14 protein-coding genes are annotated in these 24,921 nt (G+C 34.7%); 6 read left to right on the top strand and 8 right to left on the bottom strand.

The window, feature by feature from the left end:
* Positions 1-211: 211 nt before the first annotated feature.
* The 4 genes from F6K18_RS19505 to F6K18_RS19490 form a co-directional block, all read right to left on the bottom strand.
* Positions 212-2,638 (bottom strand): phosphoketolase family protein, encoded by a 2,427-nt coding sequence (locus tag F6K18_RS19505; RefSeq protein ID WP_287523066.1) that lies wholly within the window; start codon positions 2,636-2,638, stop codon positions 212-214.
* Between the two features lie 479 nt (positions 2,639-3,117).
* Complete coding sequence (locus F6K18_RS19500; protein WP_287523063.1) at positions 3,118-3,816, bottom strand: 1-acyl-sn-glycerol-3-phosphate acyltransferase; 699 nt, start codon at positions 3,814-3,816, stop codon at positions 3,118-3,120.
* Between the two features lie 954 nt (positions 3,817-4,770).
* Positions 4,771-5,688 carry a cation diffusion facilitator family transporter gene (locus F6K18_RS19495; protein WP_287523062.1) on the bottom strand — a complete coding sequence of 306 codons (918 nt, stop codon included), beginning with the start codon at positions 5,686-5,688 and terminating at the stop codon, positions 4,771-4,773.
* Between the two features lie 157 nt (positions 5,689-5,845).
* Entirely contained in the window at positions 5,846-6,484 is a 639-nt protein-coding gene (locus F6K18_RS19490; RefSeq protein WP_287523059.1) for a restriction endonuclease subunit R, read from the bottom strand.
* Between the two features lie 263 nt (positions 6,485-6,747).
* Here F6K18_RS19490 and F6K18_RS19485 point away from each other — a divergent pair, with 263 nt between their 5' ends.
* From F6K18_RS19485 to F6K18_RS19480, 4 genes are all read left to right on the top strand, one after another.
* Positions 6,748-7,206 (top strand): hypothetical protein, encoded by a 459-nt coding sequence (locus tag F6K18_RS19485; RefSeq protein ID WP_287523056.1) that lies wholly within the window; start codon positions 6,748-6,750, stop codon positions 7,204-7,206.
* A 191-nt stretch (positions 7,207-7,397) separates the two neighbouring features.
* Entirely contained in the window at positions 7,398-7,508 is a 111-nt protein-coding gene (locus tag F6K18_RS36725) for a DUF2834 domain-containing protein (protein ID WP_353735119.1), read from the top strand.
* A gap of 180 nt (positions 7,509-7,688) precedes the next feature.
* On the top strand, positions 7,689-8,069 hold the full coding sequence (locus F6K18_RS36720; RefSeq protein WP_353735118.1) for a helix-turn-helix domain-containing protein: 381 nt from the start codon (positions 7,689-7,691) through the stop codon (positions 8,067-8,069).
* A complete protein-coding gene (locus tag F6K18_RS19480) occupies positions 7,981-8,892 on the top strand; it encodes an RNA-guided endonuclease TnpB family protein (RefSeq protein ID WP_353735117.1) in 912 nt (303 codons plus the stop codon). The genes F6K18_RS36720 and F6K18_RS19480 overlap by 89 nt, the downstream gene beginning before the upstream one ends.
* A gap of 14 nt (positions 8,893-8,906) precedes the next feature.
* Here the strand turns inward: F6K18_RS19480 and F6K18_RS19475 are convergent, their stop codons facing one another.
* The gene (locus F6K18_RS19475) at positions 8,907-10,538 is read right to left on the bottom strand and encodes an NAD-binding protein (RefSeq protein WP_287523053.1); all 1,632 of its coding nucleotides are present in this window, start codon (positions 10,536-10,538) and stop codon (positions 8,907-8,909) included.
* A gap of 988 nt (positions 10,539-11,526) precedes the next feature.
* Positions 11,527-11,751, bottom strand: coding sequence for a hypothetical protein (locus F6K18_RS19470; RefSeq protein WP_287523051.1), 225 nt, complete (start codon positions 11,749-11,751; stop codon positions 11,527-11,529).
* A gap of 3,322 nt (positions 11,752-15,073) precedes the next feature.
* On the opposite strand from F6K18_RS19470, the gene F6K18_RS19465 reads away from it, so the two are divergent.
* Positions 15,074-17,020, top strand: a complete 1,947-nt coding sequence (locus F6K18_RS19465) for an FAD-dependent oxidoreductase (protein WP_287523049.1) — start codon at positions 15,074-15,076, stop codon at positions 17,018-17,020.
* A gap of 380 nt (positions 17,021-17,400) precedes the next feature.
* Entirely contained in the window at positions 17,401-17,763 is a 363-nt protein-coding gene (locus tag F6K18_RS36715) for a tetratricopeptide repeat protein (RefSeq protein ID WP_353735120.1), read from the top strand.
* 171 nt (positions 17,764-17,934) lie between these two features.
* Here F6K18_RS36715 and rbsK read toward each other — a convergent pair whose 3' ends face one another.
* Together rbsK and F6K18_RS19455 are read right to left on the bottom strand one after the other, a co-directional pair.
* The gene (rbsK, locus tag F6K18_RS19460) at positions 17,935-18,855 is read right to left on the bottom strand and encodes a ribokinase (protein WP_287523047.1); all 921 of its coding nucleotides are present in this window, start codon (positions 18,853-18,855) and stop codon (positions 17,935-17,937) included.
* Between the two features lie 667 nt (positions 18,856-19,522).
* Positions 19,523-24,916, bottom strand: a complete 5,394-nt coding sequence (locus tag F6K18_RS19455; RefSeq protein ID WP_287523069.1) for an ATP-binding sensor histidine kinase — start codon at positions 24,914-24,916, stop codon at positions 19,523-19,525.
* Positions 24,917-24,921: the final 5 nt, after the last annotated feature.

The raw sequence follows: 24,921 nt of genomic DNA, 5'->3' as shown, positions 1-24,921 counted from the left end.
GATTGCATTTCAGTTGTCGGCCACCTCTTTTAATAGTTTAATAAGTTAAACATAAATCTAATATATCACAGTAAATGTCTATTTATGTTTAACTTTGTCCAATTATTTTAATACTGTTGATAGCCCTGTAGGAACGTTGCATGAAACGTCCCTACATTGTCATCTACTTAGGAGAAAAAGAGGCAGATTGACTTCTGACTTCTGACTTCAGCTAGTAAGGCCATTTCCAATTAACAATATCAGGTCGGTCAGCACCATACTCGTACGCATAGTTTTGACAAGAAATTTGCTCATTGCGGAAATGTTCTTTCGCATGAGCACCTGCAACTTTGAGTTTCTCTACTCGGTCAATGACATCCATCGCAATACTGAAGCGGTCAATATTGTTCCGAATAGCTAATTCTAAAGGTGTATTAATATTACCCTTTTCCTTATAACCTCGGACATGGAGATTATTGTGATTAGTACGACGGTAAGTATAACGGTGAATCAACCAAGGATAACCGTGGAAGTTAAAGATAATTGGTTTATCCAGAGTAAACAAAGTATCAAAGTCGCGATCGTTCAATCCATGAGGATGCTCTGTATTTGGTTGTAACTTAAACAGATCGACTACATTGATAAAGCGAATCTTCAAGTCAGGGAAAGCTTCCCGTAAAAGAACACTAGCAGCCAAAGCTTCCTTAGTCGGAATATCTCCAGCAGTTGCCAACACAACATCAGGCTCCATTCCCTGGTCGTTACTTGCCCAATCCCAAATGCCTATACCCTTGGTACAATGCTTAATAGCAGCATCCATATCCATGTACTGCAAGTGCATCTGTTTGTCAGACACAATCACATTTACATAGTTTTTGCTCCGCAAACAGTGGTCAGCAACTGATAACAAACAGTTAACATCAGGTGGTAGATAAATCCGAGTTACCTCTGGAGTCTTGTTAGAAACTACATCTAGGAAACCTGGATCTTGGTGAGTAAAACCGTTGTGGTCTTGTCGCCAAACTGTAGAAGTAATCAACAAATTTAGAGAAGGAATTTTTTCACGCCAACTAAGTTCATTGCACTTTTCAATCCACTTTGTGTGTTGACCCACCATTGAATCAATTACATGAGCAAATGCCTCATAAGTCGAGAAAAAGCCGTGTCTTCCCGTCAATATGTATGCTTCCATCCAACCTTCGAGAGTGTGTTCGCTCAACATTTCCATCACACGACCATCTCGTGCAAGCTCCCCACCATCCAAGTCTTCCGGTAGAAACTCTGCCATCCAAGTTTTCTTACTAACTTCATAAATGGCATTCAGCTTATTAGAAGTATTTTCATCAGGTCCGAATACCCGGAAATTATTCATGTTCTTAGCCATGACATCCCGGAGAAATACACCCAAAGGACGAGTATTTTCTGCTTCTATTGTTCCAGGTTTATCTATTTCTATACCGTATTCCTGGAAATTAGGCATATTCAATTGTTTGCAGAGAAGACCACCATTGGCATGAGGGTTAGCGCTCATCCGACGGCCACCATAAGGAGCTATTTCTCTTAATTCCGGTTTGAACTTGCCATTTTCATCAAAAAGTTCTTCTGGTTTGTAGCTGCGCAGCCACTCTTCTAAAATTTTTAGATGTTCTGGATTTTTAGCAACATCAGTCATCGGCACTTGGTGCGCCCGCCAGAAGCCTTCAACTTTGTGTCCATCAATTTCTGGGGGAGCTGACCATCCTTTAGGTGTCCGGAATATAATCATCGGCCACCGTGGCAGCTCGGCATTGCCAGAACTCCTAGCTTTTTGCTGAATAGCTTTGATTTCTTGAACACAATGGTCTAAGGTAGCTGCCATTGCTTGGTGCATACTATCTGGGTCAGACCCTTCAACAAAATAGGGCTGATAGCCATACCCCAAAAATAGACTTTTTAAATCCTCATGGCTGATTCTAGCTAAAATTGTAGGATTGTTAATCTTATAACCATTTAGATGCAGAATTGGTAAGATAGCACCATCTGTAATGGGATTAATAAATTTATTGGAATGCCAAGATGTAGCTAGAGGTCCTGTTTCTGACTCACCATCTCCCACAACTGGCACAGAAATTAAATTTGGATTATCCAGAATTGCACCTGTGGCATGAGAAAGTACATAACCAAGTTCACCTCCCTCATGGATAGAACCTGGAGTTTCTGGCGTACAATGACTACCAATACCACCGGGGAAAGAGAATTCTTTGAAGAATTTTTCTAGACCTTGTATATTTTGACCCTTGTCAGGATAGACTTCTGAGTAAGTGTCCTCTAAATAAGTTGGAGCTAATACTCCTGGTGCGCCATGTCCTGGACCGGACATATAAATCATATCAAGGTCAAATTTTTTGATAATCCGGTTGAGATGTATCCATATAAATGCTTGACCAGAACTTGACCCCCAGTGTCCCAAAATTCGACTTTTAATGTGTTCAGGGCTTAGAGGTTCCTGTAGGAGAGGATTCTTTTTAAGATAAATCATCCCTACCATTAAATAGCAAGAAGCGCGCCAAAAAGCTTGCATTTTGTAGAGTTCATCAGAACTCAGGGGCGTTCCTTCAACGGTTGAACGCGCCTGGCCAAAAGCACTGATCGAAGCTATTTTTTCTGGTGTTGATACCATTATTTTCAGATCCCTTATACAAAATTCTACATCTTTTGTCTTTTAGTAAGCAGAATAAATGTCCATTGCTAGGATTAAGTTGAGTTGAACAATTTCAAACATTCATTCTTGTTTCTGCTAATAGTGGAGATGACATGACTATATTACTATGCCAATCTAGCTACGAATAACTATAATTAACTTCTACAATAAAACTGTCATAAAAGATAGTTAAGATTTAGTTAAGTTTAGTATTTATAATTATTATCTTTATTCGAGGGAAAGAATAATAGATATATACCAATATACATATATACCAATTATGTTATAGGTTATAGAATGCCCTATTCAATCAAGGTTGTTCATTATATTTTTTTTATTATGTTTAATGAATTCAGCTTATTTGATAAATTTTAACTACTATTATTTTGATTTTCTCATACTTAGTTTAAGCCTATAATTTATCTTGATTTTTAGCTACTTTGATAGCTTGAAATAATCTAATGTTTTTTGTGCAATTGTGTCATAGAAAGTTCTATATTATCAGTAAGTATCTTAGCAGCTTGCTTTGTAGAATAACTAAGATAATCTTTGACTTCTAAAGGAGAACCTATATTAATCTTAACGCCACACCGCCAGGGTGGAGGAGCTGGATGATCGTATAAAATACTAACAGGAATAATTTTTAGATTAAGTTCCTTTTTGCTAGATATTGCCTGTAGTGCTATACGAGAAACACCCGATTGAATAGGATAAATTTTGTTATTTTCGGGATATATTCTTCCTTCAGGAAATAGTACCAACATTTCCTGATTTTTTAGGAGTTGAACACTATGGCGAATACTAGAAATTCCAGGATGATCGCGATCAACAGGAAACCCACCCAAGCGACGAATAAACCAACCTTGAAAACCTCGTGTTTGTTCTTCGGAGACCATATATCGAAGTTTACGGTTAGTCACAAACAAACCTGCTGCATAAGCAATAATTAGAGGATCCCAGCGAGAACGGTGAGTAGGTGCAAGAATAATTGCATCTGTTTTTGGTATATTTTTTTGACCCCTGATTTCTATTTTGAAATAAAATGGCACTAATATACAGCATGACAAAAAGTAAGTTAGTGGAGTTAACCAAGCTGAGAACTCAGAGGTAACTTCCGCAGATGCTTGATCATTCTTAGGTTTATTGTTTTTAGTCATTGGTAGTGTAAAGGTAAGAAGAAGTTTACCGAAAAATTGAGTTTAAAGCTTCGCCCATAAGCGGGCGACTTTTTATTTGCAAGTGAATTGAATATATGCTACACTATTATTAGTTGCCGGGGGGCACTCGGAAACTCTAAACGGACGTGGAGGCAAGCATAAGACTACTGTCAAAGTAGCAGCAGTCTAAGCAGCGTCAACCCGCCGAAGAGCTACGGCTCGGTAGGAATCTCCGTGCCTTTAGGCCGGAGAGGATGTCAAAGGAGGAATATTTATATAGTCGTACAATATTTTAACAGACTCGATCAATTTTTTAGAGCTGATTTATAAAGTCAATATTAAGAGAATGAATACTTTACAGTGCAAGGGTTTAGCCACATCTAAGCCCTATGAGCATAATTTCCAGCAAGTCTAGTCTAGAAAGAGGTTTCAGCTTAGTTTACAAATCAGCTCTAAGACTATTGTTATATCATGTCCGGATAATTAGTGATAGAACTCCGTCCCGCGCTCCGCGTTAACGTTTGCGGTAGCATGACCTTAGGAAAGTTGTGCGCCTGCAAACAAAAAACTTTCTCCTTTTCCTCCTATTTATTCTTTCTTTCTTCCCTCCTGATATCAAATCCGGTTAAGCAGTTATAGAATGGTTAAGTCAGGAGGAGTCAACCTACCCCTCGCCCCTCCCCCTCCCAGGAGGGGAACTCAGGAGGAGAGAGAATTACAAAGATGAGCATAGTTATGACGATTGGAGAATTTTTTTATGCCCAATAAAATGGATTTGATATGACTCCTGACTCCTTTATCGTTATTTATAAGTATTCAACCGGACATGATATTACTTGTGTTGCTTTTCATTCAAATTGTCAAACGCCAAAAGACGTAGTGCTATAATTAAAAATCCGAATCCTACTCAGAAATCTCAGATCTGAAAATTTAAAATTAAAATTATAGACTTGCTTAACTATCAGATTCATAAGAAATATGTTCTGATTGATAAGCAGGGGGTTCAACATGAATCATGATTCTGGCAGGATAAAACCTTTCTTGTAGACGTGCTTCTACCTTTTCAGTAATTTGATGAGCAGTTTCTATATCATCAGAATTAACAATGAGGTGCATTTCAATAAATACCTGACGACCGATAACTCCACGAGAAGCAATATCATGACAGTTGACTACTCCCGGAACTTCCATAGCGATCGCATGAATAGCTTCTGGTGCAACTGCCATATAGTCTACCAACCAAGGCAAATTTTCTTTCAAAACTTCCCAAGCACTCCGAAATACTAAAAGAGCGACGGGAAAAGCTAACACCACATCTAACCAACGGAAAATAGGTAAATTCCAAATATTTCCTTGCCAAATACCAATTAATCCAGCTATAACAATTACTGTCACCCAGATATCACTCATCGTATGGTGGGAGTCGGCAATTAAAATACTACTACCGATTTTTTTTCCTACCCGACGTTCATAAAATGCGACAAAAATATTAATTCCAAGCACAATTAATAATATCCATAGTGCAGGTGGGGAAATATTTACTTCTTGAGTACCCCCCACTATTTGTTGTATTGCTCCACTGAGAATTTCAAAACAAGCAATACCAAGGAAAGCAGCAATACCTAGGGCGCCAATAGCATCAAATTTTTGATGTCCGTATGGATATTGTCGGTCTGGTTTAGGGGAAGCAAGATGATTTGTGACTAACCCTAAAATGTTATTAGCACTGTCAGTAACACTGTGCAAAGCATCAGCAAATAGACTCAGAGAACCTGTCCAAAATGCTATTCCAGCTTTGATTAACATCACTAATAAATTTAGTAGTAAAGTTATGATTAAAACTTTGCGGACTTGTTTACGATTATCGGTCATTTCAGTTATCAGTTATCAGTTATCAGTTATCAGTACCTCTAATAGACATCTCCAACAATAAAAAATCAAATCAATTTTCGCACATAAATTATCAATTATTTACCCCTACTTTGTACGGACGCCCTTATGCAACGTCCCTACGACTACTCCCTCTTTTCTAGATATGTCTATTAATAACTATTTTACTCAAACGTTTAAGAATACGAAGAACATCAAAAAGTTCATTACCCGGATTACGAATAGCAAACATTTTTGACGTAGCATATTGAGGAACTTCTGTCTTGATTAACTTAACAAAAATGAAACTGCCACCCGTCACAATTAAACCATAATTAGGATGTTCAGGATAGGGACTAGCCATTAGATAAGTTAACAATTGAGCCAGACCAGCTTCTATAGAAAACTCCGCTCTTTTAGACTCAATAACCATCACCCATAACTGCTCCTTCATAACAAGAGCATCAATTCGACCTCTAATAATCACCTCTTTATCTGCCAGTTCTAAATTAATAGGCTTTTCAGAACGAATGTGATAAGGGTAGAGAAAAAATTTCCCAATAAATAAAATCGGATCGACTATTGCCATTCTGACAATATCTTCCAAAAAAGGTGGATTTTGTAATAAGTTAAAATATCCTTCTTTAACTTGATTAAGTAGTTCTTTTTCCCAGTCACTAATCTCTGGCAAATCATCTTGCCATTCTCGAAAAAATTGCTCGTCTCTGACTAACTGCAAACTGAAATTATCAATCAAATAACGAAGACTAATTTCTTGAGATTGAATAGTTTTAACCATAAATTTAATCAGTAACTTAACTTAAAGACAGTTATTAACAAATTTACAAATCTATCCTCACTATAATGGTTTTCCAACAACTCACGCTGCATATTAATTATAGTCATCCTCATGCTAATTAAGGTTTTGGACTATGCCACGCTCGAAACTAGGGACTTAAAAATCCTACCATAAAACGATTACAAAATTGGTGGGCACGCTTACAGTTGTTTCTCTAGTTTTAGCCGTATATATAAGATAATCGTTAAGTGGATTTTAGAAATATGCTCATATATGGACTATTAATGTTAGCAATTATAATATTTCTCATCCGTTCTTCCGGTTTAAATCTGATTCAAGAACCGAAAGCTTGGACTTCATCAGAGCGAACAAAGTCAATTTTCCTCTTTCTGTGGAAGTTTCTTAGCTATATGGGTCTGTCTGCAATTTTTATCTCTCTAGGACTTATGATGGGCGTTATCGGCTATCATTGGGCAGCGGGTTTGAGTTGGATAGATTCTCTAGTAGAAGCTTCGATGATTCTTAGTGGTATGGGACCAATTAGTCCCCTCTCAACTACTAGCGCGAAAGTATTTGCTTCTCTCTATGCACTCTTTAGTGGTTTGGTTTTTGTCATAGCGATGGGAATTCTTTTATCTCCTTTGGTCTATAGTTTGTTAAGTCAATTTCGTGTTCATCTCAACAATGAAAATTACCAACAAGATGAGCATTTAGCAAAATGATCGAGTTCTAGAATTGAAAAATAAATGTTTGCAAGTCGTTACAGTTAAAGATGAACTTATAAGAGCGATTTTGATCTCAGGAGTCATGGAGAAAGAAAGGATTTGAATAGCATTAATTTTTAATTTCCTATTCATACATTTCTTGGAAATTGCTATATAGAGTAAACTATTTTTTCAGTGAGAGAAACTAAATGAAATATTTCTATGGGTTGTTGTGTTTATTTGGCTTTGTATTGCCATATTCTCAATTTATTCCTTGGATATTAGAACACGGTATTAATATTAATCTTCTACTTTCATAAGCAATATCATCTCGTATTAGTGCTTTTGCTTGGTTAGATGTTTTAATTTCTGCTATTGTATTGTTGGGCTTTATTGTTTACCGAAAAATTGGGTCTAAAGCCTTGCCCATAAGCAGGCGACTTTTTAGTTGATTTTATTTCTATAAATATGTTATCATACTATTAGTTTAAATAGGAATTATGAAAGCTAGATTTAAGTATCGTATATATCCCACTCCGGGACAAAAATACCGATTAGCCAAGCTATTTGGTTGTGTTCGTGTGGTGTGGAATGATAGTCTAGCTTGTTGTCAAGAAAAGTACAAGATAGGAGAGAATAAACCCACTAACTCCGAGCTACAAAAACAGTTTATCACTCAATCGAAAAAGACTGAAGACAGAGAATGGCTATCAGAAGTTTCTGCTATACCATTGCAGCAATCTTTAAATGATTTAAACCAGGCTTATCAAAACTTTTTCAAATCGACTAAAGGTGAGAGAAAAGGTAAACCTGTTAAACCTCCTAAATTCAAAAGCAGGAAATCAAAACAAACTGCTAGATTTACACTCATGTGGGTTTAAAATTGGTCAACATAAAGTCTATTTAGCTAAAATTGGAAAGCTGAAAATTATATGGTCAAGAGAATTACCTACTGTTGCATCATCAGTAACAGTAATCAAAGATTCAGCTCATAGATATTTCTTAAGTTTTGTAGTAGAAATACAACCAGAAATCTTACCTCAAACTGATAATTCAGTAGGTATAGATTTAGGTATTAAAACTTTTGCTACATTTAGCGATGGTACAAAGGTTGATGCTCCTAAACCACTGAAGAAACGAATTAAGAAATTAAGAAAGTTAAGTAAGTCATTATCTCATAAAACTAAAGGCTCTAAAAGGTATGAAAAGGCTAGGATTAGAGTAGCTAAATTCCATGCCAAACTGAAATATACAAGGACAGATTTTCTGCATAAATTATCTACTGAAATAATTCGTGAAAACCAAACAGTTGTTTTAGAAGATTTGAATGTATCTGGAATGGTAAAAAACCGCAAATTATCCAGAGCTATATCTGATTTAGGTTGGAGAACACTCAGGACTTTTTTAGAAGGAAAAGCTGAGAAATATGGTCGTGATTTCAGAGTAATTAGTCGTTGGGAGCCAACATCCCAAGTTTGCTCAAATTGTGGCTTTAAAGGTGGGAAGCTAGACCTGAAGGTGCGAGAATGGGAGTGTCTCAACTGTGGCACAAAACACGATAGAGATGAGAATGCAGCAATAAATATATTAGTCGCGGGCGGGCAGTCCGAGACATTAAACGGACGTGGAGGCAAGCGTAAGACTACTGCAAAAGTAGCAGCAGCCTGTGAGACGTCAACCCACCGAAGAGCTAAGGCTCGGTAGGAATCCCCGTGCCTTCAGGCCGGGGAGGATGTCAATAATACTGTTTGATGGTCTATTCTAAATAAACTTAATATATTTTCTCCAAATGCTGCTCCGGCAAAAGCTTCTGCAACAACGGCAGAATTACAAATAAAGGTAGAATATGGTATAAGTTTTGCTAAGTTATTGCTAAAACGTTGTTCAGAAGTACGAATTACTAAACGAATATTTGGATTAACAGAATAACCCATTAATGCTACTTCTAGATTTAACATTTCATCATTTGTGACAGCAATAATTCCTGTGGCAGTGGCTAAATTTACTTTCTCTAGAGATTTAATTATATTACCTGTAACTAGAGGAATTTGAGGGGTTATATCTGATTCAGTTGCTGTAGAACTAATTGCTACTAATTTCTGTTTAAATTCTTGTAATAAACTAGCTACTCGTTGACCAACCCTTCCTAAACCAATTATCACAACATGGTCTGAAGTCGGAACAGGATTTCTTTTGGCGAATTTAAATCTTGTACTTAATAATCTTTCTGTAATTAAACCATTCAGTAAAGCTACAAAAACAATTCCTACTAATGTTGTGATTAAACTAAAAAATTGCAGCCACCAAGGAAATTTTTGTTCTAGTTTAATCCCACCAAAAATATCTCCAAATCCTCCTAGTAATAAAACTGCTGTGCCATAAAAAGCTTCTCTTAAAGTTACATCTGGATAGTAAAGTAAAAATAGTAATGTACCAGTACATAAAAGAATTACTAAAATTAAGGCACTAGAAAAAACTAAGTTACGAATTGGGTTTTCGTGAATCCAATTCCAGTAGTTAATGACTAAGTTTTTAACATCCGTTGGTTTAATTTTTAGAATTGAACGAAATATTTCCCATAATTTAAACTGGTTTTTCTGAGACTTTTTTTGATTGTTTGTTGTTGTCAAAAATTCTGGTTTTTCAATATAAATTATTCGGTCGTTTGCTTGAATTAATTCATCACTATCCCAATGATAAAAATCTGATAATAATTGAGTAGAGTTAGGAGCGTAACTAATGACTTTCCGATGACGATTATTGAGCTGATAAACAGGACGATTATACCAATTTCCTTCTGGCTTGATTTCACGTTTGACTATTTTTATTTGGTGTTTTTCTAGGTAAAAAAAACCGATAATTTCTGATTCTAAAGCAGCAACGGCAAAAGCTGGTGCAGGTAATTCCGTAGGTTCAAATGCTACATAATTTCCTAACTGTTTACCTAATAGTTGATTGAGGTTTTCTTTTGCAGAACGAACTACAAGACGAATTTGAGGATTAATTAATCTTGCTGCTAGAGCGATCGCTAAATTTATTCGTTCATTACTTGTAACAATAAGTATTGCTCGACACTGTTGAACTTGACCTTGTGTCAAAATACTAGGTTCTCTTGCATCTCCAATAATTAATTGGTTCAACTTTGAAAATAAGTCTGAAATTTCCCAGTGTTGAGGTTGTATAATATCGATGGCATTAACAACTACACCAAACTGTTTTAGAGCAGCTACACAATGTTGTCCTAAACTACCTAACCCACATACTAAAAACTTATCTATTGATGGTGGGAGTGGGGTATTAGTTGTTGAATTTGTATTGTGGGATTGATTATTAGGAGTCGGTGAGGACATTGGATATCTAATATCAAGGAGTGAGGTAGTAGGGGAGTGGGGGAGTAGGGGAGTGAGGGAGTAGTCATTTCAGTTATCAGTTATCAGTACCTCTGCAATAAGGAGGTTTGACATAAGGAATATTCTCTTTTTTTTGATCTCCTTAAAAAGGGGGGGGGACTTAGACCACAATTGCTTGGTAAAGATAAGAATAATATGCAGTTAATGGCTAATAATCGGTCTTAACTTTATTGAATCCTGCTAATTATTTAATCATTGAAGTACTGTATCAGTATAGGATTATTTGTGGTCAATGGTATAGTACTAAGGGTGGAAAAAGAATGTGATTAATAATAACAGGAATTAATTTTTTTTTGTCAGATATCTCTTGAGATAAAAAAGGGATTTTAAAGGTAATAAATGATTTTTAAGCTATTTATTCTGACTCCTTCTAGAAAATTTCTAGCTATTATAGCAAACATTTATTAAACTGGTACAAATTATTCATATAGCAGACAAAAAGCAACAGTGGGAAAAATATTTCTCCTTCTAAAATTCGTCATTACCAAAAAATTGGGTTTAAACCCTCCCCTTGATCGGGGATAATAAATAAAAAATTTGATGATTAGTCAATCCTCTTCTTTTCAAGGAGAGGTAATTCTAAATTCGCACATTCTAAATTCTAAATTCTTGAATCTATACCTTAACCGCTCTGGCAGTCGCTATATCATGTTTAATGATATTATCTACAGCACAGAAATTGATTAATAATTTGTAGATGTTAATTATTTTGGCGTTGGTGAAAAGAGGTATAATATCATGTGCGGATAAGAGCGCGATAGAACACCGTTCCGCGCTCCGCGTTAATGCAGTTTTGCGCCAGCAAACAAAAAACTTTCTCCTTCTACCCCTCTTTAACTTCTTCTTTCTTCCCTACTGACTCCTGAGGACTGAGGACTGAGGACTAAGTAATTAAGACTAATATCATACACGCTATTGAGCAACGCCATTATTTTTTCTTGGTTGACCAACGCCATCTTAAAAAAGCAATAACTTCTTCTGGTAATAATATTAGATGAGGTTCATCTGAGATTAATAGTAACCAGTCTTCTTTCTGCTGACGTAGTTTCCATACAGGTGTTCTGGGATGAGATACTATCTGCCAAAAACCGAGTAAATCATAATTACAAAAAAATCCAAATTTTTGAGCATGATTTATGATTACATCTGTCATTATGTATAGCTCCACTCAATTTTTCTTAGTTAGTGTATATTAAACTTGCTTAAATACTTAATAAATAATTTGTAGACATTAACAGTATAGAAATATTTTATACTATTTTTATTCTGTCTATAAGTAAAAAGCAAATTTAATCCTGAAACATTATAGCTTTAATTCAAACTTAGTCAAGTATTTAACTTTTTTTTATAATTAACTCCTTCTTTCGCTAGATTTAAGGACAGCAACTAATACTGTTTCACTAAAGTCAGAAGTCAGAAGTGATATTAATGGAACTTAAAACCTATACTCTACAGTAGTTTCAGCTTATTATTTGACTTCATCAGTTACCAACTATCTATTTGTGAATTTTTTTAAGTGAATTGGTATAAGTTAGTAACTACACCGATGGAATTTGTATATACAATTGCTATTGTAATATTGTAGCGAAAAGTTAGCGATCGCTTGTCAGAAAGTTCTACCTTTAGATATAATTGCTATTTATCTTTGTCTAGTAGAGAACAGGAATAATCCCAATAATTAAGATGGTAGGGGAGTAGGGGAGTGGGGGAGTAGGGGAGTAGGGAAAGTAGAAAGATTTACATCTGAAGCATTCATCATAAGTTTTTTCATCACTAATTATCTAGACATGATATAAAACCTCGTTTTTTAAGGCGAAATATTTTTGGATTGGAACTCAAATCTCCCTGACAAAAATAACTTATGACTTGTGAGTTATGACTTGTGACTTCGCTAAGTTCGCTATTTATTAGAAACCGCTTTTTATCCCCTTAAAAATAGTAGGGGAGTAGGGAAAGTAGAAAGATTTACATCTGAAGCATTCATCATAAGTTTTTTCATCACTAATTATCTAGACATGATATAAAACCTCGTTTTTTAAGGCGAAATATTTTTGGATTGGAACTCAAATCTCCCTGACAAAAATAACTTATGACTTGTGAGTTATGACTTGTGACTTCGCTAAGTTCGCTATTTATTAGAAACCGCTTTTTATCCCCTTAAAAATAGTAGGGGAGTAAGGGAGTAGGGGAAGTAGAAAGATTTACATCTGAAGCACTCATCATAAGTTTTTTCATCACTAATTATCTAGACATGATATAAAACCTCGTTTTTTAAGGCGAAATATTTTTGGATTGGGACTCAAATCTCCCTGACAAAAATAACTTATGACTTGTGAGTTATGACTTGTGACTTCGCTAAGTTCGCTATTTATTAGAAACCGCTTTTTATCCCCTTAAAAATAGCAGGGGAGTAGGGAAGTAGGGGAGTGGGGGAAGTAGAAAGATTTACATCTGAAGCACTCATCATAAGTTTTTTCATCACTAATTATCTAGACATGATATAAAACCTTGCTTTTTAAGGCGAAATATTTTTGGATTGGAACTCAAATCTCCCTGACAAAAATAACTGATGACTTCTGAGTTATGACTTGTGACTTCGCTAAGTTCGCTATTTATTAGAAACCGCTTTTTATCCCCTTAAAAATAGCAGGGGAGTAGGGGAGTAGGGGAGTAGGGGAAGTAGAAAGATTTACATCTGAAGCACTGATCATAAGTTTTTTCATCATTAATTATCTAGACATGATATAAAACCTCGCTTTTTAAGGCGAAATATTTTTGGATTGGGATTCAAATCCCCCTGACAAAAATAACTTCTGACTTCTGACTTCGTTAAGTTTGCTATTTATTAGAAACCGCTTTTTATCCCCTTAAAAATAGTAGGGGAGTAGGGGAGTAGGGGAGTAGGGGAAGTAGAAAGATTTACATCTGAAGCACTGATCATAAGTTTTTTCATCATTAATTATCTAGACATGATATAAAACCTCGTTTTTTAAGGCGAAATATTTTTGGATTGGAACTCAAATCTCCCTGACAAAAATAACTTATGACTTCTGAGTTATGACTTGTGACTTCGCTAAGTTCGCTATTTATTAGAAACCGCTTTTTATCCCCTTAAAAATAGCAGGGGAGTAGGGAAGTAGGGGAGTAGGGGAAGTAGAAAGATTTACATCTGAAGCACTGATCATAAGTTTTTTCATCATTAATTATCTAGACATGATATAAAACCTCGCTTTTTAAGGCGAAATATTTTTGGATTGGGATTCAAATCCCCCTGACAAAAATAACTTCTGACTTGTGACTTCGTTAAGTTTGCTATTTATTAGAAACCGCTTTTTATCCCCTTAAAAATAGTAGGGGAGTAGGGGAGTAGGGGAAGTAGAAAGATTTACATCTGAAGCACTGATCATAAGTTTTTTCATCACTAATTATCTAGACATGATATAAAACCTCGCTTTTTAAGGCGAAATATTTTTGGATTGGGATTCAAATCCCCCTGACAAAAATAACTTATGACTTCTGAGTTATGACTTGTGACTTCGCTAAGTTCGCTATTTATTAGAAACCGCTTTTTATTCCCTGTTATCTGTTCCCTCAAAACAACTAACTTTTACCGAAAAATTAAGGTAAAAAACCTCTCCATTCATTGATAAAAAAGAAAAAAAATCCTTTTAACCCAATTCTCTTCTTCTCAATGAGAGGTAATTCTAAATTCTTAATTCTAAATTCTTAATTCTAAATTATTGAACTCATCAGCATGGTAATTGCTATATTAGACATCTCCATTAACAAAATCAGAAGTCAGAAGTCAGAGCTTATTTTTGTAAGGGGGATTAGAGCAACGCTCCAAAAATATTGCGCCTTAAAAGGCGGGGTTTTAGACCCATGTTATTTTGATAAATTCCCAATTATTTCCCTCTACTCCCTACTCCCTACTCACTCTTTTCTAGAGACCTCTATTGGGGTAAATCTCGTACTTGCAAAAATACTTTTTTTGTAAGAATTCAGCTATCAGCTATCAGCTATCAGCTATCAACTTTATTACCTTTAAAGGAGAAAAAAGCAATTTTATCAAAGCTTCAGAATACGAATCTCTAGTTGAGAATGTAGTAGAAATTAAACGAATGCTTGCTTCATTCATTAAAAAGCTGTTTGCGCAGCATGACCTAAGAATATCTAACCTCTAATAGCTGTTTGCTCCGCATTCCGCAGGAAATGCTTACCTTTTTTTTCCTATATATTCCCTATTCCCTGTTGCCTATTGCCTGTTGGCTAAAAGCGATAAATTTTTGGCTTTATTCTTGCATTGAGATGCACCCATCTATTCAGACGATATTCTCCAATCCTTTGTTATCCAAAAACTTGAGAAAAGCTTAAGCATTCTATATTTTCATACGCAAATATTATGGAGTAAATTACAATATATTGAAGCAATAAACGGCCAAATAAAATTTAAAACAGTAATCAATTAATTGCTGATGAATCAATTCAATAATCTCAAGTCATTACAATCAGTTTCGCGACGAACAATACTCAAATTATTTACCATTGGTACTGCCACTGGTTTACTGGGTTATACTAGATTTTCCAAACCACAACCAACAATTTTTGTACAAGATAATCTGGAATTACCACGATATTTAAACAAATCTAAAAGTGTGGTAGTAGTTGGTGGTGGATTAGCAGGATTAGCTTGTGCTTATGAACTTAGTCAGCGAGGTTTTAGGGTTATTTTGTTAGAAAAGTCACCACAACTAGGAGGAAAAATTGCTAGTTGGTCTGTTAATTTTAGGGAAGAAAAATTTATGATGGAGCATGGTTTTCATGGTTTTTTCCCTCAATATTACAATCTCAAAAGTTTAGTTTCAGAGCTGAATATTACGGATAATTTTAAGTCTTTAGAGTTTTATTCAGTGGTTTTTAGAGAAGGGAAATATGACCCAGAAATATTTCGTCCTAGCAGTTCTGCCTTTCCTTGGAATATTGTTGATTTAGCAATTTCTTCTCCTAATAGATTTAGATGGGGAATTAATTTAGTAAAGCCTAAACATTGGGAAGTTTTTGGGGCGATAGGTGGTTTTCAAGTAGATAAAACTTATCAGCAACTTGACAATTTGTCTGTAGCTAAATGGGTAGATAAAGATTTTCCTCAAGGATTATATGATTTATATTTTTTACCTTTTGCAAAATCAAGTCTTAATGCTCCAGATAAATTGAGTGTTGCAGAGTTAATGCAGTTTTTTCACTTCTATTTTTTTGGTAATCCAGAAGGTTTAGCTTTTAATGGTACAAAGCAAGATATGGGTACAAGTTTAGTACAACCTATTGCTCAAGAAATTCAAAGTAATAGAGGCAAAATTTTTACGGATATTGGTATTAGTAAAATTAATTGGAAACAAGGTAAAGTTGATTCTATTAGCTATCAGTTAGGAGAGGCTAAAAGTGTAATTCCTTTTTGGGTAGAACGTAATTTAGAAATAAATAAACAGGATGTTGATTATTTTGGTTCGAGCGATCGCCTTTTTGCTATTAAACCTGGTTCAGATGAGGCTATTTCTCTGACTTGTACTCATCAAGGTTGTACTGTTAATTTAGCTGAAGATGACAAATTTTACTGTCCTTGTCACGGAGCAGTTTATGATAGTAAAGGAAAAGTCTTAACAGGTCCTGCAAAACGAAATTTATCGCGCTACAAAATTACTCAAAGTCGAGAAAATCAGGTGCAGTTAGTTGGTATAACAGAAAATAAATCAGAGATTATTTCTACAGAAATTCAGGCAGATTATTATGTATTTGCTACGGATGTTCCAGGAGTTAAACACTTATTTAATGTGATGGAGGGAGATGTCAATCAAAAAGTAAAAGACCGAGTACAAAAACTTAATATAGCCGATCCATTTGCTGTCTGTCGTTTTTGGTTTGACCAAGACTTTGAGTGGAAAAATAGTAATTTTACTTCTCTATCCGGCTATCAATTAACTGATAGTATTACTCTCTATCATTGCATTCAAGAACAATTCATTAAATGGCATGAAAAAACAGGGGGTAGTGTAGTAGAGTTACACGCTTATTGTTACAAAGAAAAAGAGTTTCCTACTCAGGAAAATTTACTGACAACTTTTGAACAGGAATTGTATGAAATTGTGCCTGAATTAAAAGATGCTAATATGCTGCATCGGGAATTGGTAAACCAGAAAAATTTTTCCGGTTATCCTCCAGGTAGTTATCAAGAACGTCCAGAAACTAACAGTGGTGTTGATAATTTGATATTTGCTGGAGATTGGGTAAAAATGCCATTTCCCTGTGGTTTAATGGAAAGAGCTATTAGTAGTGGGTTATTAGCAGCAAATGAAATTCTTGAGCGAGAGGGTTTACAAAAGCGAAAATTACTATCAGTAAACCCAGAGGGTATTCTCAAAATTTGAGATTTATAAGGAAGAATTCATTAATGGATAATGGATAATTGATAATTACCTCTAGTTAAAACCATCGGATTGAAGCAAATGTGGAAATCTTATTTATTTTTTATCCTTCACTGGAGTTGCTTTTAACCTCTAGGGATTAATTATCAATTATCAATTGGTAAATGACACTCAATTGAATGATTCAATTTTACCTTAATCAAGTTATCCTCTAATCAACCCAAAATACCAATGGCCACAAAGCAACTTCTAGACAACCGATACCAAATTATTAACAAGTTGCAAGAGACTCATGTGAGCATAACATTCCAGGGAAAAGACACCAGAAGATTTAATCGTCTATGTCTCATCAAGCAACTTAAGACCTCCTACAACAATTTGCCATTGCTTACTGTAACAGGGGTACTGCTTACAAGAAACAGAGAAAATATGAAAAGGCGCTCGCTGACTATAGTCAAGCAATTAAAATCAATCCAAAATTTGCTGATGCCTACCATAACCGGGGTGCTTTTTACGAGGAACAGGGAGAACATGAAAAGGCGCTCGCTGACTATAGTCAAGCAATTAAAATCAATCCAAAATTTGCTGATGCCTACCATAACCGGGGTCTGGTTTACAAGCGTAACAAGAATATTGGAAAAGCCACATCAGACTTTGAAAAAGCTGCCGACTTATTCAAACAACAAGGAGATCAAGAGTGGTATCAAAACTCTCTAGAGCAACTCAAAGAGCTACGAGGATATTAATGAGTATTTGTAGGTGGGCCCTTGGTGCTCACACGGATTATGCCACGGATATACGGATTAAGAGGTATAACGGAGCTTATCCGCAGGATAAACCCAACATATCAGGGAGTTGGGTTTATCTTTCAGATAAGCTCCGCTAACACTTCGTTCTACCCAACCTACTTTGAACAACTACTGCCTTCTTAAAAGAAAATTGTCAAATGTTTTTCTATCTGTCATAGCAGGTTGAGCGCCTGATTTCGTAACACATAAAGCACCAGCAACAGCACCCCATTTCACAGCATCTTTTAATGACAAACCTGTATCCAATGCGGCTGCTAAACCACCATTAAAAGCATCACCCGCCGCCACAGTATCGATCGCTTCTACTACAAAAGCAGGTTGAAAAAATGTTTCCTCTTCAGTTGCACAAACAACTCCCCGATCGCCTATTTTTACCACAGCATTTTTCACACCACGCTTAAATAATTCAATAGCTGCCTGAGTAGCAGTTTCTCGATCGTTTACTGAAAACCCAACCAGTTGACTTGCTTCAATTTCATTAGGAGTAATAATATCAATCAAACCATAAAAATCATGAGGAAATTTTCCTGGCATTGGTGCTGGATCGAGAATAACCTTCACTCCCATTTTTTGAGCTACTTTTGCTGCACTCATAGCAAATTCTAGGGGTATTTCTAATTGCAAAAGTAAAGCTGTGGCATCCGATAGCAAATTTCTCAGGCGTTCCACATCTATATTATTAATACTATGGTTAGCACCTGGAACTACAATAATACTATTTTCCCCACGAGCATCCACAGCAATAGTTGCCACCCCCGTATGAATATTCTCATCAACTACTATTCCTGTTGTGTCAACATTAGCACCTTGCAAACTTGCCAAAAGTTGTTGCCCAAAACTATCATTTCCCACTCGCCCCACTATTTTTGTGGGAATGTCAAGACGAGCAGCAGCAACAGCTTGATTTGCTCCTTTACCACCACCCGCCGTCAAAAAGTTGTTGCCATTAATAGTTTCTCCTGAAGTTGGTAAGCGAGGAGTAGTTGTAATTAAATCAATGTTAATGCTACCAAAAATAATTATGCTCATAGAGTAAATAGCGAAACTATCCTAATCTTATCTTCTGATTTGTGACTAAATCAATAGGGAGAGGCGATCACTAAATCCTGAGTTTATCTAAAATATGGCGTTGCTGAATTGAAGTATGAATGCGCAATTGTTTGGTTCTGGTCAAGCCTCCTAAATCCCTAATTTTAGGGGATTTTAGAGTTTTATTCCCCCCAATTTTGGGGGGTTAGGGGGGCAAAATCATACCCAGAATCAGCAACGCCTAAAATATAATAACTAAAACGCTACAATTGATTTAAAGAACAAAAAAATCAAGGAGATAAAGGATATCAAGGAGGGGCACGAGAAAGATTCAAATTAAATTATTTTAATTATGAAGAGGTAACATTAACAATATGTAGTTTAGTTATACTAATAATAGGATAATTAATCCTAGCATAATTCATAATTTATGTATAAAATAAAAGCAATAAAAAAAGTATAAGAATGGTCGATAATTAACAGTAGCTATCTCTAATACTGTAAATTAGGTAAAGAATGACTATCTTGAGGAGATGGCAATCGCTCCCCAAAAGATAGTTGTAGTGAGTGCTTGAGAATTTTTGGAGATGTCTAATGCTTGCTTCATTCATTAAAAAGCTGAGAACTGACTTCTAACCCCTAACTCCTGACTCCTGACTCCTGACTTCTAACTATAATTACCACTAACTGGTGTAATAGGAATTTCAATTATGAACTCTGTACCTTTTCCAACTTCAGAAACACAACTCAAATTACCCTGATGTTTTTCTACGACAATTGAATAGCTAATTGATAATCCTAAACCTGTACCAGTACCCACTGGTTTAGTAGTAAAAAATGGGTCAAAAATCTTGGATAATGTCTCAGAATTAATGCCACTCCCATTATCACAAATTTTGATTTTTACTGTGTTTGACTCTGTCACTTCAGTAGAAACTGTAATGGTGGGTTTATGGTCAAATTCCTGTTGTTTATCTCGCAAAAATGCTAAAGCATCTATGGCATTACTGAATAAATTCATAAACACCTGATTCATTTGAGAAACATAACAAATAACTTGTGGTAACTGACTATAGTTTCTGACTATTTCAACTTCACGTTTATCTGACTTTTCCTTAATACGAGTATGTAAAATTAGAAATGTACTATCGATACCTTCATGGATATTTACAGGTTTCATTTCCGCTTCATCTAGGCGCGAAAAGTTACGGAGAGAAATGACAATATCTCGAATACGTTCGGCACCTACTTTCATGGAATTCAAAAGTTTCTGTAAATCTTCTACGATAAATTCCAATTCGATATCCTCAATTTCATCTTGAATTTCTTCTACTGGTTCAGGATAGTGTTCTTGGTATAAATCAATCAAATTTAGTAAATCAGAAACATATTCAGTAGCGGGAGAAAGGTTTCCATAAATAAAGCCAATAGGATTATTAATTTCGTGGGCAACTCCTGCCACTAATTGTCCTAAGCTGGACATTTTTTCACTTTGAATGAGTTGAGATTGAGTACGTTGCAACTGTTGTAATGTTTGCTCTAGTCGTAGATTTTTTTCATTTAATTCCCGAGTTCTTTCTTGTACTTTTTGCTCTACAAAAGTATATAAGATTGCATTTTCTAAAGATACTGCTACTTGAGATGATAAAAGCCTTAATATTTCCAAACGTTCTGGAGTAAATGCACCTGTAATTAAGTTATTTTCCAAGTACAAAACTCCGATGAGCTTGCCAGTATTAATAATTGGAGTACATAAAACTGATTTAAGTTTAGTTTGACTAACATAAGAGTCTGTTGTGAACCGATCTTCAGCAAAAGCATTGCTTAAAACAACATCTTGATGTGTTCTTTCTACATAGTTAATTATTGTTAGTGGTAAATTTTCATATTCATTAATTTTAGTTTCCTGAACTACCACTTCTTCAGAATCTAATGTTGCTTCAGCTTTAGTCATTAGTTTATCTTCTGTGAGCAACAACAAAACGCCTTTTTCAGCTCCAGCATTTTCGATGAGAATTTTCATTAATTTAGATAGTAATCTATCTAATACAATCTCACTAGAAATTGCTTGGGATGCTTTAATAACTGTGGCTAAATCTAGGGATTGGCCATGGTTGGTCGTGTCATGAGAAATTGCTGTAGTTTGAGTATCAATTATGCGGTCTTTAACTGTTAATATATTTTGCAATTCTGGATATTGATTCTCTAAATCTTGTAGCTTTCTAGTTGCGCCCCAATTTTGATAACCATAGTAAGCTTCTTGTAAATGAATTTTGGCATACTTAAATTTATTTTTATTTAGCCAATATTTTGCTGCTAATTCATTTCCTAATGCTTCATATTGGATAAATTCATTTTTCTTTGCTGATTCTATAGCCTGATTATATAGGTCTATAGCTTCTGCATTTTTTCCATCAATACTTGCCTTTTCTGCTTCTATTAATAAATATTTATGTTCAAAGTTTTCTTGGCAGTTATCTGCCCAAATTTTCATCTGCTGTTGATTTTTTTCTAGTTGTTTCCAATATTCTGTTTGCTTAGTTTCTGAAACATGAGGATAGAGGACAACTAAAATTAGTGAATAATAAAAATTAAATTCTGTAGTAGGTACTGTACCTGTAATAAATGTCAAATATTTTTTAGCTTCTAAGATGCTATGCAGTGCAGCATCTAAATCTCTATATAAATAGAGAATATAAGACTTATTAATTAGATACATACATAGAGAGTAAAAATTTTGATGCTGTTGACAACTTTCCAAGTATTCTGTTTCGTTTATTTTGTCAATATCAAAGTCAATCTTTTCGTCTTGTAAAGAGTTTATATCCATGTTTTTTGTTTGCGACTGCAAGTTTTCTATAATATTTTTAATTCCGATTAAAGTATCTGTCGAAAGTTGATTTTTTGTTTTTTGAGTAAATTGTAAATAGCGAGAAACTTCTTTCCATATTTCTGAGATTTGTCTGCCTTGAAATAATGAATTAATGGCTGTGTTATGTAGAAGATAACCAGCATATTCTAAATCCCCTGATTCTAAAGCAGCTCCATACCCTTCATTATTAATTAAATTAGATTCTTTGATGTGCTTAAACCAAAAACTTAATCCATTCGCAAATCCAGCACAAGCTTTACATTTTAATCCTGAAATTTCCCACTTATCAGTTAATTTTAGTGCCAAGAGACCAAACTGATATGCGGAGTGATAATCTCCTAAAGAACTATTAAGAATTACTCCATAATTACAATAACAAAGACATGACTCAGCAACTGAACCATATTTTAAGGAAATATTGACACCTTTCAGCACAATTACTGTCCATAATTCTGGTGAAGTTAAATAGGTAGATGCCATCAAATTTGTAATTAAGGCTAAAGCTACTTTATATTTTGATTTCTCGCTTTTTGTTTCATAAATCAGACTAGCAATTTCTTGAGTGCCTAAATTCTCTTTTACTTTAGTAAATTCCTGATTAATTACTGTCTGTAAATCTGTTTCTGGCAGTTCTATTTCTAGTAATCCTAGAGCCTTTTTAGCTGCTGCAATTGCTTGTGTGTACTGAGCACGTAAAGTATATTGAACAACCAATAAATTATAAACTTCTGTTTTCTCAATAACTGAATTTGAATGCTCTAATGTTAATTGGATTAAAGCTTCACTTTCTGAAAAATTACTGTTTAAATATTCTACTATTGCCCCTTCTTTATATAAAGCAAAAGTTAAATCATAGTATTGAGTCCAACAATCCCGGTCTAATAGAGATATACCTGCTGTAATATATTCTTTAGCAGCTACATAAGCTGTGGCATCTTTAGCTTTTTTACCTGCTTCTAAATTTAGTTTTGCTAGTTCAATTTTTTCGGATTCATCTGTAATTAAAGTTCTGCCTATATTCAAATGATCTACTAAATCAAAAACTCTTTCGCTACGATATTCTGGAGGAGTATTTTCCAAGAATAAACGACCAATTCTTAGATGTAAAGCTTGTTTTTGAGATTCATCTATGAAAGTGTAAGCTGCTTGTTGCACTCTATCATGTAAAAACTTATAATTCAGAATTAAAAATGGATATAAATTCAATTCTACATTTTTAGCTTCTGTTTCTGAAGCAGGCAGAATTAATCCTTCCTGAATAGCAGGTAATAAATCTTGAAAAGTTGCATAAGATTCTTTTTCATAAATTAACGAAAGGGTATTCAAATCAAACTGGTTACCTACACAAGCAACCAAACTTAAAACTTTCTGAGTTAAGGTCGGTAATTTTTCCAGTTTTCCAATCATTAACTCCACTACATTATCAGTAATATCAAGTGCTGTAATTTGTTCCATATTCCACTCCCATCGAATCTGTTCAGAATCAAATTTCAGCAAATTTTCTTGATAGAGAGTCTTCATAAATTCATTAACAAAAAATGGGTTTCCTCCGGTCTTACTTTCTACAAGTTTTGCTAATGGTTGTACTGAAACTCGATCATTGTATAATGTCTCTGCAATTAATTGATTAATATTTTCAAATTTTAAAGGAGTTAAATTTATCTGATTTATTTGTGCATAATTCATACTCTCAGATTGAGTGCGAATAGCATTTAAAGTCATTACTAAAGGATGAGTCGGACTAATTTCATTATCTCGATAAGCTCCAATTAAAAACAGATACTTTGTGTCTACATCTGTCATCATTAATTTAATTAACTTCAGCGTAGCAGAATCTGCCCACTGTAAATCATCAAGAAATATAACTAAAGGATGTTCTGGTTGACAAAATAAACCGATAAAATTTTGAAAGACAATATTAAAACGATTTTGAGCCTCATTTGGTCCTAATTCTTGAATTTTTGGTTGGGTTCCAACAATCAATTCTAATTCCGGAATTACATCAATCAAAATTTGCCCATTTGTACCAAAAGCCGCTAAAAGTTTATTTCGCCATTCATGTAATTTAGCCTCACTTTGACTTAAAATAATTCTGACTAACTCAGAAAAAGCACTCACAATTGCTGAGTATGGAATACTTCGTTGAAATTGGTCAAATTTCCCACAAATAAAATACCCACCTTGACGGATAATAGGTTGAGAAATAGCCTGTACTAAAGCTGATTTACCTATGCCAGAATAACCAGCTACTAACATCATTTCTTTGCTACCTTTACAAACACGTTCAAATGCTGCTATTAATGTTTCAATTTCTAATTGTCTGCCATATAGTTTTGATGGAATTTTAAATTTATCAGAAATATCTTGACTACCAAGAGGAAATTCTACAATTGTTTCTATCATTTGTAGCTGATTTAAACATTCATCTAAATCAGCAATTAAACCCCACGCACTTTGATATCTTTCATCAGCAGTTTTTGCCAGTAATTTGAGGACAATATTTGATATTATATGTGGTACTTCTGGATTTATTTCATGTGGTGGTTTTGGCTGTTTAGCAATGTGGGCATGAACTAATTCCATCACATCAGTATTAGTGAAAGGAAGCTGCTGAGTTAATAATTCATAAAAAGTAACACCAAGAGAATAAAAATCTGTACGATAATCTAAAGAGCAATTCATCCTACCTGTTTGCTCTGGAGATATATAAGGAAGAGTACCTTCTAAAATACTTGGATTTTTGAGTTTATAACTGTCACGAGTTAATACAGAAGATATATTAAAATCTATAATTGTTAATTCCCCTGTCGTGAAATTAACAATTATATTAGATGGATTAATATCTTTGTGAATAATCTTAGCACTATGAATTTCACCTAAACTTTCAGCAATTTTAATCGCTAAATTCAAAAAGCCCAATATAGTAATTTTTTGTGATGTAATTAATGTTTTGAGAGATTCACCGCCAAAATCCTCTAAAATCATCACTAGAGTATTATTATACTTTTCTAATCCATAAACTTTAATCACTCCATAAAAATTCAAATAACTAAGAATTTCATACTCTTTTCGATAACGATTATTCTCAGCTTCACAAGGAAAATCTCCTTTGCTAAATTTAAGTACAACAGGTTGATTATTCTCCTCATACCTACCTCGATAAACTACTGAATTATTACCTTCATAAATTTTGG

This window comes from Okeania sp. SIO2C2 (assembly GCF_010692625.1).
Taxonomy (GTDB): domain Bacteria; phylum Cyanobacteriota; class Cyanobacteriia; order Cyanobacteriales; family Microcoleaceae; genus Okeania; species Okeania hirsuta.
This window is presented reverse-complemented; position numbering and strand designations above follow the sequence as displayed.